Here is a 15,261-nt window from a genome sequence, read left to right as displayed (position 1 = left end):
GCATGGAACGGACACTGATCATCGGGCTCGGACGTGCGGGCCTCGGACTGCACGGGGCGGTCCTGCGCCGGCTGCGCGCCGCGGGACGGCACCCCGACCTTTTCGACCCGGCCCCCGTGCTCACCTTCGACCCGCTCGCCCCCGAGGCACCCGCGCGCGCCGACGACCTGCGCCCCGTGACCTCGATCGCCGAGGCCCGCACCCTGCTGGACCCCGAGCGGACCGTCGTCCACCTGTGCACCCCGCCCGTCGCCCGGCTCGGCCTGCTGCGCGAACTGGCCGCCGCCGGGTTCCGCCGGATCATCGTGGAGAAGCCCCTCGCGGTCGAACGCCGGGACGTGCACGAGATCGTCGCCCTGGCCCGCGCCGAACGGCTGCGCCTGGCGATCGTCGCCCCCTGGCTGGCCAGTTCACTCACCGCCCGCCTGGACCGGCTCGTCGTGGACGGCGACCTCGGCGAGCTGCGCTCCATCGACATCACCCAGAGCAAGCCCCGGATGAGCCGCACCCTGGCCGACGGCGGCCATCCCACCGCGTTCGACGTCGAACCCCCGCACTCCCTCGGGGTCTGCCTGCGGCTTGCCGGGGACGCCGTCCTGACCGGCGCCGAGCTGGCCGACATGCGCGTCGGAGACACCGTCGTCCCCGGCATGGGCCGCGCCGCGCTGGTCCTGCGCCACCGCGAGGCCACCAGCCGGATCGTCTCCGACCTCACCGCCCCGGTCCGCGAGCGCCGCATCCAACTGGAGTTCACCGACGGCCGCGCGGTCGCGCACTACCCCGGCGCCGAGGACGACCACTACGCGCAACTGCGCTTCAGCCGCACCGGCCGGCCCGAGACCTGGGAGGTCTTCCCCGACGACGCGCTGTCCGCGTACTTCGTGGACACCTACCGCGCGCTGCGCGACGGCACCGCCCTGGAACCCCAACTGCGCCTGGCCACCCGGGTGGTGGAGCTGCTCGCCGACGCCAAGGAGGCGGCCCGGCCGCCCGGCACGACGCCCGGCGCCCCGACCGCGGGACATCCGGTACGGCGGGTGAGCCATGCGGGCTGACACCGCCGCCGCCTCCTCGTCCTCCGCCTCCCCGTCCTCCGCCTTTGGGTCCGCCCCCCGCCCCGCCCCGCCCCCCGGCATCCGTTTCGCCGGCATTGGTGACGAGGCGGCCCCCGGTCTCGCGGGGCAGATCCGCGCCCATCGTCTGCTGGGCTGGTCCGCGATCGAGCTGCGTGATGTCGACGGCACCGCCCTGGCCGACCTGGACGACGCCGCCTTCGACCGGGTCGCCGAGACCCTGCGCGAGGCCCGGCTCGACGTCGTGTGCGTGGACTCCCGCATCGCCAACTGGGCCCGCCCGATCACCGGCGACTTCGAGCTGGACCGCGGCGAACTGGCACGCCTGGCCCCCCGGTGCGCCGCGCTCGGCACCCGGAACGTCCGCGTGATGTCCTACCCCAACGACCCCGGCACCCCCCTGGACGAACCGGAGTGGGCCCGCCGTACCGTCGACCGGATGCGGCGCCTGGCCCGGCAGGCCGAGGACGCCGGGCTTGTCCTGCTGCACGAGAACTGCGCGGGCTGGGCCGGCGCCGACGCGGCCCGCGCGCTGCGCCTGCTCGCCGAGGTCGACAGCCCGGCGCTGCGGCTGGTCTTCGACACCGGCAACGGAGTGGCCTACGGCTACGAGGCGTACGACCTGCTCACCGAACTGGTCGACCGGGTCGACCACGTGCAGATCAAGGACGCCCGTGCCGAGGACGGCGAACCGGTCTACACCCTGCCGGGGGAGGGGAGTTGCCGGGTCGCGGACTGTCTGCGGCTGCTGCTCGGCCACGGGTACACCGGCGTCTGGTCCATCGAACCGCACCGGGCGGTCCGTCCCCACGAGGGCCGCACCGACGCCGGCGAGGACGGCGTCGCCGAGTTCGTCCGCTACGGACGCGCCCTGGAGACGCTCGCCGCCGGACTCACCCGGGAGGCGGCCCGATGACCGCCGTACGACTGAGCGCCGTCGAACGGGAGTTGCTGCTGAGCCTGCTGGAACTGCCCACCGCCGGGCCCCTGGAGGACGACGCAGAGCCCCGGCTGTGGGAGGCCCAGCGCGTCTACGCGGACGCCGCGCGCCGCCTCGGCTTCGACGTCGTGCACCACGCGGCGCCCGACCCCGCCGAACTGACCGACGATCAGGTGCCGCTCGCCGTGCGCCGGGCCGTCGCGGACGAGCCCGGCTTCCTCGCCGTACAGCCCTCTCTGGTGCTGGCGCTCGGGCCCGAACTGCCGCACGCGGACACCGTGATGTTCAACGTGCACCTCGACACCGTCGCGGGCCGCGAACCGGTCGGGTTCGACGGGGAGCGGTTCACCGGGCGCGGCGCGATCGACGCCAAGGGCCCCGCCGTCGCCCTGCTCGCGGGGGTGCGCGCGGCCCTCGACACCGCACCGGGGCTCGCCGCCGGCACCCGGGTGCTGATCCAGGCCGTGTCCGGTGAAGAGGGCGGCGCCATGGGCGTGTTCGGCACCCGTCCGCTGATCCGCCGCGGCTTCCACGGCCGGCTCAACCTGTTCTGCGAACCCACCGGGATGCGGCTGCTGCCGCGCTCCACCGCCGCGATGACCGCCTGCGTCCGGGTCGACGGCGACGACGCCATCGACGACCGGCCCGCCGCCGGACACAACGCCACCGTCCTGCTCGGCCACCTCGCCCAGCGGCTCGCCGCCCGGCTCCCGGAGCGGGCCGAGGGCGGCCAGGTCTGCGTCGCCGGACTGCACACCGGCCACCTCCACAACCGGGTCTACGGCACCGGCCGCCTCCTGCTCAACTGCTCCTACCCCGACTCCGCCACCGGACGGGCCCTCGCCGGCCACCTGGAACGCGAAGTCGCGGAAGGGCTGGCGGAGTTCAGCCGGGCCTACGGCACCCACCGCGATCTGGCCCGCACCGCCGCCGACGCCGCCGCGATCACCCGCGTCGAGTGGCACAAGCGCGGTCTGCCCGCGCTCGCGCCCGCCGACGACCCCTGGGCCGCCGGCCTGCTGGAGCACGGCGCCGGGCTGACCGTCTGGCCCGCCGACGAACCGGCCTTCACCTGCGACGCGTTGTGGGCGTCCGGACTGCCCGGCGCGTACACCGCCGTCCTCGGCCCCGGCGACCTCGGCCGCAACCACGCCCACGCGGCAGGCGAGTTCGCCGATCTGTCCGACCTCGAAGCCTTCGCCGGGGCGGTGAGCGGGATCCTCGTCCGCTTCGCCGCCCGGCACCACGCCGCCACGGGAGGAACACGACAGTGACCCAGCCGACCGACGCCCCGCCGCACGACGGGGTGAGCGTCGCCCACGACGCCCTCGTGGCCTTCACCGCCGAGGTCTTCGCCGACCGCGGGGTGCCCGGCCACCGGGCCCGCACGGCCGCCGAGGCGCTGGTCCACGGCGACCTCACCGGGCTCACCTCGCACGGCCTCGCCAATCTGACCCGGCTCTATCTGCCCGCCCTGGACGCCGGGCGGATCGACGCCGGCGCGGAACCGGAGAAGATCACCGACACCGGTGCCGCCGTCCTCCTCGACGGCCGCCGCTCCCTGGGCCTGTGGGCGGCGACCGAGGCCCTGGAGCTGGCCGCCGACCGCGCCGAGGAGACCGGGATCGCCCTGGTGACCATGCGCGACGCCACCCACTTCGGCTGCGCCGGCTACCACACGGCCCGGATCGCCCGGCGCGGCATGGTCGCCGTCCTCGCCTCCAACTGCGGCCGGCAGCGCATCGCCCGCCCGCCGGGCGGCCGTGCCGCGATGCTCGGCACCAACCCGTTCAGCGTCGCCGCCCCCGCGGGGGACCGGCCGCCGTACGTGCTGGACATGAGCACCACCGTGGTGCCGACCGGCAAGGTGCGCGCCGCCGCCCGCGCCGGCGAACCGATCCCGCCGGGCTGGCTGGAGGACGCCGAGGGCCGCCCGGTCACCGACCCCCACGCCCTGGACACCGGCGAGGGCTTCCTGCGCTGGCTCGGCGGCGACCCCGCCACCGGCGCCTACAAGGGCTACGGGCTCGGCCTGATGGTCGAGGTGCTGGCCGCGCTGGTGCCCGGCGCCGGCCTCGGCCCCGCCCCCGAGGCCCTCACCGGCGACGGACGGCCCTCCGGACGCGACGACGACATCGGCCTGACCGCCCTCGTCCTGGCCCCGGGCGCGCTGCGCTCCGGACCGGACTTCCTCGCCGACGCCGGGGGACTCTTCGGCGCGCTCCTGGACTGCCCGCCCCTCGACCCGGCCCGCCCGGTGAGCTACCCGGGCCGCCCCGAGGAACTGACCGCCGAGCACCGCCGCGCCCACGGCGTCCCGCTGTCCGCCGAAGCCCACGCCGAACTCACCGCCCTGGCCGCCGAACGCGGCCTGGCCTTCCCCGAGGCGGCCGCCCGATGACCCGCCCCGACGGGCGGCCGACCCGGATCGGCCTGATCGGCCTCGGCGTCATCTCCAAGTTCTACGTCGCCGCCTTCGACCGGCTGCCCGGCGTGGACCTCACCGCCGTCTGCGATCTGCGGCCCGCCGCGCTGGAGCCGTTCCGCACCACCGCCGAGACGTACACCGCCCACACGGACCTGCTGGCCGACGCCGCCGTGGACGCCGTCGTCGTCAACGTCCCCAACGACGCGCACGCCACGGTGTGCGCCGACGCCCTCGCCGCCGGTGTCGCCGTCTGCGTCGAGAAGCCCCTCGCCACCCGCGTCGAGGACGGCCGCGCCCTCACCGCGCTCGCCCGCGACAAGGACGTCACCCTCTTCACCTCCTTCCACCGCCGCTACAACTCCGCCGTCCTGCGCCTGCTCCAGGAGGTCACGGCGGCCGACGCCCCCGTGCGCACCCTGACCGTGCGCTACCTCGAACGCATCGAGGACCACGCGGGCAGCGACCGCTGGTACCTCGACGCCGACCGCTGCGGCGGCGGCTGCGTGGCCGACAACGGCCCCAACGCCTTCGACCTGGTACGGCTGTTCCTCGGCGACGTCGCCCTGGAAGGGGCCGACGTCGTCCGCGACGCCCAGGGCACCGACCGCCGCGCCGACATCGCCCTGCGCGCCCCCTCCGGGGCCGGCGCCCGGGTCGAACTCGACTGGTCCTACGACGGCGAGGTCAAGGACGTCACCGTCGAACTCACCGACGGCACCCGGCTGTCCGCCGACATGCTCGCCGGGCACCCCGAGTTCAAGGGCTCCCTCTGGCACGAGTACGTCGGCGTGCTCGGCGACTTCGACACCCGGCTGCGCACCGGCCGGGACGCCGCCGACGACGGACTGGCCGCCCTCGAACTCGTCGACGCCGTCTACCGCGCGGAAGGAGCCCTCCGGTGAACCCCCGCGAGGACGGTGCCAAACGCGCCGTGCACGCCACCGTCGTCAAGGTCCTGACCCACCGCCGCGAGGACCGCGGCATGCGCCTGGAGGAGTTCACCAGCCGCTGCGTCCGCGTCGGCGAGGTGCACGAACTCGTCACCACCGACCAGGCCGACAGCCCGCCCGGCGCCCGCATCGACCGGGTCGGCTTCCTCGGCTTCGCCGAGATCCAGGGCGCCGGGGTCCTCGACCGGGGCGACGAGGTGTGGGTGGACGGGAGGCTCGTCGGCACCGTGCTCGGCTTCGACGCCTGCCACTTCCCCAACCACTACAACGTGCTGATCGCCGTGGACGCCCTGGTCACGGGCCCCGACCTGGGCCTGCGCCCCGAGACCCCGGTGTCCTTCCGGCAGGTCACGGCCGGGGTGCGCGGGCAGCGGCCCGTGGGAACGAGGAGCTGACCGTGGACGGGAACGAGGAGCCGACCTTGGAACTGCTGGAACGCGTCAAGTCCCCGGCCGACCTGCGCGGCCTCGACCCCCTCGACCTCGACCGGCTCGCCGACGAGATCAGGGCCCTGCTCATCGAACGCGTCACCCGCAACGGCGGCCACCTCGGCCCCAACCTGGGCGTCGTGGAGCTGACCATCGCCCTGCACCGCGTCTTCGACTCGCCCCGTGACAGCCTGGTCTGGGACACCGGCCACCAGGCGTACGTGCACAAGCTCCTCACCGGCCGGGCCGCCGACTTCGCCACCCTGCGCACCCGCGGCGGCATGTCCGGCTACCCGAGCCGCGCCGAGTCCGAACACGACCTGGTGGAGAACTCGCACGCCTCCACGGCCCTGTCCTACGCCGACGGCCTCGCCCACGCCCGCCAGACCCGGGGTGACCCGGGCCATGTCGTCGCCGTCATCGGCGACGGCGCGCTCACCGGCGGCATGTCCTGGGAGGCCGTCAACAACATCGCCGCCGCGCCCGGCCGTCCGCTGGTCGTCGTCATCAACGACAACGCCCGCTCCTACGCCCCCACGGTCGGCGGTCTCGCCCAGCACCTCGCGGCGCTGCGCACGTCGCGCGGCTACGAGGAGTTCCTGGAGCGCGCCAAGTACACCCTCCAGGGCGTGCCCGCCGTCGGCGGCACCGTCTACCGGGCCCTGCACGGTGCGAAGAAGGGCCTCAAGGACTTCCTCACCCCGCAGGCGCTCTACGAGGACCTCGGCCTGAAGTACCTCGGGCCCGTCGACGGCCACGACCGCGAGGCCGTCGAGGCGGCCCTGCGCCGGGCCCGCGCCTTCGGCGGCTCGGTGGTGGTGCACTGCATCACCGAGAAGGGCCGCGGCTACGCGCCCGCCGAGGAGGACACCCGGGACCGCTTCCACGCCGTACGCGCCGCCCCCGTCCCCGGCCGGCCCGCGGGATCCTCCGGACCCACCTGGACGGCGGCCTTCGGTGAGGAACTCCTCGCCCAGGCGGAGCGGCGCCCCGACGTCGTCGCCCTGACCGCCGCGATGCTGGAGCCCGCCGGTCTGCTGCCCCTGCAACGCGCCCTGCCCGCCCGGGTGGTGGACGTCGGCATCGCCGAACAGCACGCGGTGACCTGCGCCGCCGGCATGGCCATGGGCGGACTGCACCCGGTGGTGTGCGTCTACGCGACCTTCCTCAACCGGGCGTTCGACCAGGTCATCATGGACGTCGCCCTGCACCGGCTGCCGGTCACCTTCGTCCTCGACCGGGCCGGGATCACCGGCGACGACGGGGCGTCCCACAACGGCGTCTGGGACCTCGCCGCCCTCCAGGCCGTGCCCGGCCTGCGGATCGCCGCTCCTCGCGACCGGACCACCCTGCGCCGTCAACTCGACGAGGCGCTCGGCACCGAGGACGCCCCGACCCTGCTGCGCTACCCCAAGGGCACACTGCCGGCCGACCTGCCCGCGCTCGACCGGATCACGGGGCCGGAGGGAACCACCTCCGTCGACGTGCTGGCCCGTACCGGCGAGGACGCCCTGCTCGTCGCCGTCGGCGCGCTCGCCGGCGCCTGCCTGGCGGCCGCCCAGGACCTCGCCGAACTGGGCATCGGCTGCACGGTGGTCGACCCCGGCTGGGTGAAACCCGTACCCCGGGCGCTGGTGGAACTCGCCGGCCGGTTCGACGTCGTGGTCACCGCCGAGGACGGCCTGCGCACCGGCGGCGTCGGCGAGACCCTCGCGGCCGCCCTGCGCGACGCCCGCACCACCCCGCGCGAACTGCGCACCCTCGGTGTGCCCACCGGCTTCCTGGAGCACGCCCCGCGCGCCGAACTCCTCGACGAGTGCGGCCTGTCGGGCGCGCGCATCGCCGAACAGGTCCGCCGCGCGGTCACCGACGCCGCCGGACACCCGCCACTGAAGGGAGCGGTGTGATGACCACCTCCGTCGCGCTCGGCATGCCCGCCGTGCCCGCCCGGCTCGCCCCCCGCCGCCCGTCACGGCAGATCCAGGTCGGCTCCGTCGCGGTCGGCGGCGACGCCCCGGTCTCCGTGCAGTCCATGACCACCACCCTCACCGCCGACGTGGACGCCACCCTCCAGCAGATCGCCGAACTCACCGCCTCCGGCTGCCAGATCGTCCGGGTCGCCTGCCCCTCCCAGGACGACGCCGAGGCCCTCCCGGCGATCGCCCGCAAGTCGAAGATCCCGGTGATCGCCGACATCCACTTCCAGCCCAAGTACGTCTTCGCCGCGATCGACGCCGGCTGCGCCGCCGTCCGCGTCAACCCCGGCAACATCAAACGCTTCGACGACAAGGTCAAGGAGATCGCCAAGGCCGCCGCCGACGCGGGCATCCCCATCCGGATCGGCGTCAACGCCGGCTCCCTCGACCAGCGGCTGCTGAAGAAGTACGGCAAGGCCACCCCCGAGGCGCTGGTGGAATCCGCCCTGTGGGAGTGCTCGCTGTTCGAGGAGCACGGCTTCCGCGACATCAAGATCTCCGTCAAGCACAACGACCCCGTCGTCATGGTCGACGCCTACCGCCAGCTTGCCGCCCGGTGCGACTACCCCCTCCACCTCGGCGTCACCGAGGCCGGGCCCGCCTTCCAGGGCACCATCAAGTCCGCCGTCGCCTTCGGCGCGCTGCTCTCCGAGGGCATCGGCGACACCATCCGGGTCTCGCTGAGCGCGCCGCCCGCCGAGGAGGTCAAGGTCGGCATCCAGATCCTGGAATCCCTCAACCTCCGCCAGCGCCGCCTGGAAATCGTCTCCTGCCCCTCCTGCGGCCGCGCCCAGGTCGACGTCTACTCACTCGCCGACCGGGTCCTCGCCGGGCTCGACGGCCTGGAGGTCCCGTTGCGCGTCGCCGTCATGGGCTGTGTCGTCAACGGCCCCGGCGAGGCCCGCGAGGCCGACCTCGGCGTCGCCTCCGGCAACGGCAAGGGCCAGATCTTCGTCAAGGGCGAGGTCGTCAAGACCGTCCCCGAATCCAAGATCGTCGAGACCCTGGTCGAGGAGGCCCTGAAGATCGCCGAGCGGATGCGGGCCGACGGCGTCCCCTCGGGGGAACCGGACGTCACCGTCCTCTGACCCCCACCCCACCCCGGCAGCCGACCCAGCACAGCAGAAGGGCGCACTCCGTATGAGCACCGTCAGCTTCGACGTCACCCCCGCGCACGCCCCCGGCACCACCTGGCGGCTCGGCGCGGAACTCTTCCTCCCGGCCGGTGACCCGCCCGACACGGTGCAGCTCCTGCTGCCGGGGCTCACCTACGACCGCCGCTACTGGACCGCGCCCGGCGCCCTCGACTACACCCGGCACGCCGTCGGCGAGGGCTACGCCGTGCTCGCCCTCGACCGCCCGGGCACCGGCGACAGCGAGCACCCGCCCGCCGACCAGGTCACCGTGGACAGCAACGTCGACGCCGTGCACCAGGTCGTCACCGCCCTGCGCGAGGGCGCACCCGGCATCCCCGCCTTCCGCCATGTCGTCGCCGTCGGCCACTCCCTCGGCTCCGGCATCGCCCTGATCGAGGCCGCCCGCCACCAGGACCTGGACGCCCTCGTCGTCACCGGCCTGCTGCACGCCGTCGGACCGCTGTACCCGGAGGCGGTCCCGGCGCTGTACCCGGCCGCCGCCGACCCGCTCCTCGCCCCCACCGGCCCGCCGGAGAACTACCTCACCACCCTGCCCGGCCGCCGCGCCGCCCTCTACGAGCACCCGCCCGGCGTCGACCCCGGCGTGTCCGCCTGGCACGAGGACACCAAGTCCACCGTCACCGCGGGGGAGGGCTTCACCCTCGACGCCATCTACCGGCCGGAGGCGGCCGCCGGGGTACGGGCGCCGGTGCTGCTCGTGGTCGGCCGGGAGGACCGGCTCTTCGGCGGCGGCGAGGTCTCCACCGAGGACGCCGCGTCCGTCGTCTCCCACGAGCGCAAGTTCTACACCGGCACCACCGACCTGGAGGCGTACGTCGTCCCCGACGCCGCCCACTCCCTCAACGTCCACCGCACCGCCCCGAGCTGGTACGCGGCCGCCCACGAGTGGCTGGCCCGCCGGGGCCCGGCCGCCGCCCATGAGTGACAGGAAGGGGCAGGACATGACCGACCCCGGTGCCCGCCCGCCCGGCGGCAGCCACGCCGTGGTGCTCGGCGGCAGCCTCGCCGGGCTCTGCGCGGCCGCCGCGCTCGCCCCGCACGTCGACCGCGTCACGCTTGTCGAGCGCGACCGCTACCCCGACGCACCGCGCTGGCGGCGCGGCGTGCCCCAGGCCCGCCACACCCACAACCTGCTCGGCGCCGGACAGCGCTCCCTCGAACTGCTCCTGCCCGGCCTGCTCGACGACCTGCGCGACCTCGGCATGGTCGAGGTCCGGATGCCGCAGGACATGCTGCTCCTGGTGGCGGGCGGCTGGGTGGACCGCTTCGACAGCCGCCACACCGTTCTGTCCGGCTCCCGCGACCTGCTCGACTGGGCCGTCCGCCGACGGCTGCGGGAGCTGCCCGCCGTGGAGTTCCGCGAGGAGACCGAGGCCGTCGGACTCGTCGCGGGACACGGCGACTCGGTCCGCGGCGTCCTGCTGCGCGACCGCGACTCCTCAGCCCGCACGGGCTGGGGCGAGCCCTACGAACACGAGGCCGACCTCGTCGTGGACGCCACCGGACGCGGCTCCCGCGCCCCCGCCTGGCTCCAGAACCTCGGCCACCAGGCCCCCGAGGAGACCGTCGTCGACGCCGGCTGCGCCTACGCCACCTGCGTCTTCGAACCCCCGCCCGGACACACCGCCGACTGGAAGTGCGTCCTGCTCCAGTCCACCCCCGAGGAACCGCGCTCCGGCATCCTCAACCCCATCGAGAACGACCGCTGGATGGTCTCCGTGGCCGGCCTCGGCGGCGAACGCCCGCCCCTCGACCACGCCGGCTTCGTCGACTTCGCCAAACGCCTGCGCAGCACGGTCCTCTACGACGCGATCCGCGACGCCAAACCCCTCGGCGAGGTCTACGGCTCGGGCCGCACCGAGAACCGCCGGCGCCACTACGAGCGGCTGACGCGCTGGCCCGACCGGTTCCTCGTCCTCGGCGACGCCGTCGGCGCCTTCAACCCCGCCTACGGACAGGGCATCTCCGTCGCCGGGATGAGCGCCCTCGTGCTGCGCCGCGCCCTGGAGCGAGCGGGCACCCGAGGCACCGGACGGATCCCGGCCGGCCTCACCGGACCGCTCCGCAAGGGCATCGCCCGCTGTGTCGACGCCGCCTGGATGCTCTCGGGCAACGCCGACCTGGCGTACCCGGGCGCCGCCGACGGCCCGCTGCCGCTCGCCGCCCGGCTCGGCAAGCGCTACACCGACCGGCTCCTGAAGGTGGCGACCACCGACCGGACCGTGGCCACCGCCCTGTTCGACATGACGCATCTGCTGGCCCCGCCCCAGGTCGTGCTGCGGCCCCGGGTGCTGGCCTCGGTACTGCGCGGCCCCCGGACCGCCACACCCGCCTCCGCCTCGCCCCCGACCGCCCCGTCCCCCGGCCCGGCCGCGGGGGCCCGCCTCCCCGAGGAACGCCCATGACGACCGAGTCCCAGCGCATGGTGGAGGTCTACCGCAAGCGGGCCAAGCGGTACGACCTCACGTCCAATCGCCTCTACCTCATCGGCCAGCGCACCATGGCCTACAAGCATCTGGCGCTGGAGCAGCTCGCCCTGCGCCCCGGCGACACCGTCGTCGACGCCGGCTGCGGTACCGGCCACAACCTGCCGCTGCTCGCCGAGGCGGTGGGACCGACCGGCCGGGTGATCGGCGTGGACCTCACCGACGCCATGCTCGAACAGGCCGAGGACCGGGTACGGCGGGCCGGACTCTCCCAGGTCGAGCTGGTGCAGGCCGACCTGACGACGTACCAGTACCCGGAGGACGTCCGCGGGATCATCGCCTGCTTCTCGCTGACCCTGATCGGCGAGTACGCCAAGATCGTCGAGCGGGGTTACGAGGCGCTGAGCCCCGGCGGCCGCTGGGTGGTGCTGGACTACCGGCTGCCGCGCTGGTGGCCGGACCGGCTGATCCCCGCGCTCGGCCCGATGATCGCCCCGTTCGGCGGCGACACCAGCATGGTCCAGCGGCACCCGTGGGAGCCGGTCGAGGAGGCCGCCGCCCGCCATCGCACGCTGACCCGCTACGGCGGCTGGGTGTACGTGACGGTCGGGGAGAAAGCGGGCGGCGACCGGTAACCACGGGCGCGGCGGAGCCGGAGGCGTCAGCAGAGCCGGACGCCCGGCAGCTCGTTCTCCGGCGAACTGAAGTAGATGTTGGTCGTATAGCCGCCGTACAGCGGGAGTTCGGCCCACCAGTCGTTCTCGTACGGCGGCACCGCCACCCTCTCGCCCCGCTTCTGGCAGCGGACCAGCACCTCCACCCCGGCCGGGAGCCGGGTGAGCGTGGCCGACGAGGTGTTCGCCTCCGCCCGCACCCGCACGTCCGTCCCCCAGGTGCCGAACCAGGTGCCCTCCGGCCGCACGCCCCCGGGCACGTCCAGCGACCGGACCAGCCGGTTGACGCTGGTGTAGGCGGCGCCGAAGGACGTGCTCGTCGGCTGGAGCGTGTACACGGCGACGATCGACCGGTCACCGGCGCCCACCGTCCCGGTGGTGTGCAGCGCCCGCCGCGTCACGTCCACGTCGGCGGCCGCACCGGCGGCCACCGTGTCCGCGCAGGTGCCGCTCGCGCCGAAGCCCGACCAGCCCTGCTTCACCGCCCACGGCCGCTCGAAGGAGGCCGGGATGCCGAAGCGCTGGTCGAACCCGTCCGTACCGCACCGCGTGGACTGCCGCAGCGCCCCCATGACCAGCGTGCGCACCGGCGCGGGCGCGGTGTCCAGCAGATAGCGGTAGATCCGCACGGTGTCGGCCGCCGACAGCGCCGTGTAGCCCCATGTTCCGGACTGTCCGGCGGGCGGCGGCGCGGTGTCGGCGAGGCCGAGCCGCGCGGCCATCCGGGTCACGATCGCGGCGCCGCCGTTCTCCCGCCAGTAGGCGGATGCGGCGTCGTCGTCGCTGGAGCGCAGCATGCGGTCGAAACGGGCCCGGTCGGCGGCGGGCAGGGTGTGGTCGGGGCCGCGGTTCCACACATGGTCGAGCGCGATGAGCAGCTTCACCACCGACGCGGACCGGAACTGGGCCCGCGGGTTGAGCTGTTCGGTGAAGGTCCCGGTCTGCCGGTCGAAGACCGCCACCCCCGCGGTCACCCCCGGCGGGACCACGACATCGGCGGCGGCCCGCGCCGCCCGCGCTTCGGCGGACGGCGGTCCGGCCGCGCGGGCGGGGGCCGCCGCCGCCCCGGCCAGGACGGCGGCCAGCAGACACCACCGCAGGACGACGGCCGCGAGGCCGCCCCGGACGAAACCGCCTCTGACTGTTGGGTACATGGCCCAGGATCCCCCGATCCTCATGGACCCGGCCCGCACCACCGGTCCCGGCGGGTTCGCCGGGTCACCGGTCATGAGCAGTACACGGCCTCACCGCCACGTCCGTGAACCTCAGACGTACGAGGGTCCCCGGCTACGCGTGTGCCTCCTCCCGCTCCCAGGTGGCCTGCACCAACGCCCGTTCCGTGCCCGTCAGATAGACGGCCGCGGCCAGCCACGCCCGGGCGTACCGGTCCGGGTCGGCCTCGGCGGTACGGCCGAACACGTCCCGGCCGCGGCGGTCCGCCTCCGCCGAGAGCGCGGCCGACAGGTCCGCCGCCGTCCGGAAACCGGTGCGCCGCAGCGCCGCCCCGCCGTCGCCCCGGCCGCCGTCGCGCGCCGGTTCGGCGACGGCCCGGCGGCCGCCGGACACGGCGACCTCGACCAGCCGCCGCAGCCGCCACAGCGGAGCCTGCGCCAGCGGGTCCGGCGGTACGGCCCCCACACCGCCGACGGCGGGCAGCTCCTCCGGCGGCGGGACGTGCGCGCCCTGGATCCGGTCGTAGCCCAGATCGGCGTGGCCCTGCCACTCCGGGGGCAGCCGCAGGGTCGCCCCGCCGTCCGGCACCGGGCCCACCGCGAGCGGGCGGAGCGTGGCGGCCCGGTCGGGGTCCAGCCGGCCGAGCACCCGCAGCCGCAGCCCCGGCCGGGAGGCCAGGCGGCGGAAGTTGGCCGTATGGGCGAGGTCGGGATGGCCGTTGGCCGGGGCCAGCCGCACCAGCAGGCCCTCGCCGTCCGGCCGGCCGGGGGTCAGCTCGCGGGCCAGCAACTGGTCGCCCGCCGCGCCGACCAGGATCACGTCACAGCCGATCAGCTCCCGCGCCGCCTGCTCGGACCGCTCCGGATCCCGCCCCGCGGGCCCCGCCAGCCGGGCCGCGACGGCCTCCGACAGCGGACGGGCGAAGAGCGCGGCGAGCGGGCCCGACGTCCAGGACAGACCGGGCGCCGGAGTGGCCCGCACTCCCTTGCCCGAGCCGAGCCGGCCGTCCGGCGAGAGTGTCGCGCCGGAGATCAGCAGCCCGCCCCGGGAGAGCTGGGCGTGGTCCAGGGTGCCCGAACCGAGCGCCACGCTCGCCGTGGCCGCGCCCCGCGCCCGCGCCGGGCCGCCCGGCTTGACGTCGGCCACGGAGAACCAGCGGCCGTCCTCGGACACGAGATGCGTGACGACACCGCCGTACCCGGTCGCCGCGATCACCGGCTCCCGGCACACCCCGTGCACCCGCAGCCCGCCGCCCGGCCGGTAGGCGCGGCGGGCGGTGCCGACCAGCGCCGGATCCGGGTCCGCCGCCGCCAACAGGCCGGTGGTGAGCAGGAGTTCGCGCACATTGGCGACCAGGTCCGCGAGCCGGTGGCCGTCGTGCCGGGCGCGGGCGCCGCGCAGTCCGCGCACGACCCGCAGGGCCGCGGCCTCGGCGCGGTGCAGCCCGGCCAGCCGGGCGGTGTGCGCGGCCCGCAACAGCTCCGCCTGCGGCACCGCGCCCGCGGCGGGCACCCCGGCGGCGAGCACGGCCGCGGCGGCCGCCCACAGCCCGGCCGCGGCGGTGACCTGGGCGGGGGTGGGAGGGGCGGGCGCGTCGGACGACGACGCGGACGGGTCGGCGCCGTCGGCTTCGGCTTCGGCGGTACCGGCCGCCGTGTCGGCCGTCGCGCCGCCCTCGGTGTCCGGCGCCACCGAGGCCGGTTCGCCGGTCTCCGCCGGTTCGGTGAGCGCCTCCGCGTCGGCCACCGGGCAGGCGCCGAGCACGGCGGCCCGGTGCAGGCACCGGGGCGCCAGCAGACAGCCGCACACCGCCTGCGCGGCGTCGGTGACCGCGCCGGAGGGTCCCGGCGTGAGGGTGACCTCGGCGTCCTCCCCGCAGCGCACCCGCACGGCGCCGTCGGCGGCGGTGACGGGCAGCGCCGCGTACGACTCGATCGCCGCGTCCAGCTTCTTGCGCAGCCGCGCGGTCAGGCTCTCGACGGCGGCGGCGACCACCTCGGGCGCCACCGGGGGCAGTTCGGCGTTCATCGGGCCGG

13 protein-coding genes are annotated in these 15,261 nt (G+C 75.4%); 11 read left to right on the top strand and 2 right to left on the bottom strand.

What is annotated here, in order from left to right; translation table 11 throughout:
* Positions 1–2 precede the first annotated feature (2 nt).
* Genes AFM16_RS05925 through AFM16_RS05875 form a run of 11 tightly spaced genes read left to right on the top strand, consistent with a single transcriptional unit; the run spans position 3 to position 12,013 of the window.
* Positions 3–1,055, top strand: coding sequence for a Gfo/Idh/MocA family oxidoreductase (locus AFM16_RS05925; protein ID WP_030786502.1), 1,053 nt, complete (start codon positions 3–5; stop codon positions 1,053–1,055).
* A complete protein-coding gene (locus AFM16_RS05920) occupies positions 1,045–1,989 on the top strand; it encodes a sugar phosphate isomerase/epimerase family protein (RefSeq protein ID WP_078632670.1) in 945 nt (314 codons plus the stop codon). The genes AFM16_RS05925 and AFM16_RS05920 overlap by 11 nt, the downstream gene beginning before the upstream one ends.
* A complete protein-coding gene (locus AFM16_RS05915) occupies positions 1,986–3,287 on the top strand; it encodes a M20/M25/M40 family metallo-hydrolase (protein WP_078632669.1) in 1,302 nt (433 codons plus the stop codon). Before AFM16_RS05920 ends, AFM16_RS05915 begins: the two co-directional genes overlap by 4 nt.
* Positions 3,284–4,414 (top strand): Ldh family oxidoreductase, encoded by a 1,131-nt coding sequence (locus tag AFM16_RS05910; protein WP_078632668.1) that lies wholly within the window; start codon positions 3,284–3,286, stop codon positions 4,412–4,414. Before AFM16_RS05915 ends, AFM16_RS05910 begins: the two co-directional genes overlap by 4 nt.
* Positions 4,411–5,343, top strand: a complete 933-nt coding sequence (locus AFM16_RS05905) for a Gfo/Idh/MocA family protein (protein WP_078632667.1) — start codon at positions 4,411–4,413, stop codon at positions 5,341–5,343. Before AFM16_RS05910 ends, AFM16_RS05905 begins: the two co-directional genes overlap by 4 nt.
* Entirely contained in the window at positions 5,340–5,786 is a 447-nt protein-coding gene (locus AFM16_RS05900) for a DUF6917 domain-containing protein (protein ID WP_078632666.1), read from the top strand. The genes AFM16_RS05905 and AFM16_RS05900 overlap by 4 nt, the downstream gene beginning before the upstream one ends.
* Positions 5,787–5,812: 26 nt before the next feature.
* Positions 5,813–7,726 carry a 1-deoxy-D-xylulose-5-phosphate synthase gene (gene dxs, locus AFM16_RS05895; protein ID WP_078636853.1) on the top strand — a complete coding sequence of 638 codons (1,914 nt, stop codon included), beginning with the start codon at positions 5,813–5,815 and terminating at the stop codon, positions 7,724–7,726.
* Positions 7,726–8,883, top strand: a complete 1,158-nt coding sequence (gene ispG, locus AFM16_RS05890; protein ID WP_078632665.1) for a flavodoxin-dependent (E)-4-hydroxy-3-methylbut-2-enyl-diphosphate synthase — start codon at positions 7,726–7,728, stop codon at positions 8,881–8,883. The genes dxs and ispG overlap by 1 nt, the downstream gene beginning before the upstream one ends.
* Before the next feature lie 52 nt (positions 8,884–8,935).
* Positions 8,936–9,877 (top strand): alpha/beta hydrolase, encoded by a 942-nt coding sequence (locus tag AFM16_RS05885; RefSeq protein ID WP_078632664.1) that lies wholly within the window; start codon positions 8,936–8,938, stop codon positions 9,875–9,877.
* 16 nt (positions 9,878–9,893) lie between these two features.
* Positions 9,894–11,357 (top strand): NAD(P)/FAD-dependent oxidoreductase, encoded by a 1,464-nt coding sequence (locus AFM16_RS05880; RefSeq protein WP_078632663.1) that lies wholly within the window; start codon positions 9,894–9,896, stop codon positions 11,355–11,357.
* Entirely contained in the window at positions 11,354–12,013 is a 660-nt protein-coding gene (locus AFM16_RS05875; protein ID WP_078632662.1) for a class I SAM-dependent methyltransferase, read from the top strand. The genes AFM16_RS05880 and AFM16_RS05875 overlap by 4 nt, the downstream gene beginning before the upstream one ends.
* 26 nt (positions 12,014–12,039) lie before the next feature.
* On the opposite strand, the gene AFM16_RS05870 is transcribed toward AFM16_RS05875, so the two are convergent.
* Positions 12,040–13,206, bottom strand: coding sequence for a serine hydrolase (locus tag AFM16_RS05870; RefSeq protein ID WP_078632661.1), 1,167 nt, complete (start codon positions 13,204–13,206; stop codon positions 12,040–12,042).
* 133 nt (positions 13,207–13,339) lie between these two features.
* Positions 13,340–15,253, bottom strand: a complete 1,914-nt coding sequence (locus tag AFM16_RS05865; protein ID WP_030786538.1) for a hypothetical protein — start codon at positions 15,251–15,253, stop codon at positions 13,340–13,342.
* Between the last annotated feature and the right edge of the window lie 8 nt (positions 15,254–15,261).

This window comes from Streptomyces antibioticus, assembly GCF_002019855.1.
GTDB lineage: Bacteria > Actinomycetota > Actinomycetes > Streptomycetales > Streptomycetaceae > Streptomyces > Streptomyces antibioticus_B.
This window is presented reverse-complemented; position numbering and strand designations above follow the sequence as displayed.

Coding starts and splice junctions, on each gene's coding strand:
- AFM16_RS05925 (WP_030786502.1), top strand. CDS start 3: ATGGAACGGACACTGATCATCGGGCTCGGACGTGCGGGCCTCGGACTG.
- AFM16_RS05920 (WP_078632670.1), top strand. CDS start 1,045: ATGCGGGCTGACACCGCCGCCGCCTCCTCGTCCTCCGCCTCCCCGTCC.
- AFM16_RS05915 (WP_078632669.1), top strand. CDS start 1,986: ATGACCGCCGTACGACTGAGCGCCGTCGAACGGGAGTTGCTGCTGAGC.
- AFM16_RS05905 (WP_078632667.1), top strand. CDS start 4,411: ATGACCCGCCCCGACGGGCGGCCGACCCGGATCGGCCTGATCGGCCTC.
- ispG (WP_078632665.1), top strand. CDS start 7,726: ATGACCACCTCCGTCGCGCTCGGCATGCCCGCCGTGCCCGCCCGGCTC.
- AFM16_RS05885 (WP_078632664.1), top strand. CDS start 8,936: ATGAGCACCGTCAGCTTCGACGTCACCCCCGCGCACGCCCCCGGCACC.
- AFM16_RS05880 (WP_078632663.1), top strand. CDS start 9,894: ATGACCGACCCCGGTGCCCGCCCGCCCGGCGGCAGCCACGCCGTGGTG.
- AFM16_RS05875 (WP_078632662.1), top strand. CDS start 11,354: ATGACGACCGAGTCCCAGCGCATGGTGGAGGTCTACCGCAAGCGGGCC.
- AFM16_RS05870 (WP_078632661.1), bottom strand. CDS start 13,206: ATGTACCCAACAGTCAGAGGCGGTTTCGTCCGGGGCGGCCTCGCGGCC.
- AFM16_RS05865 (WP_030786538.1), bottom strand. CDS start 15,253: ATGAACGCCGAACTGCCCCCGGTGGCGCCCGAGGTGGTCGCCGCCGCC.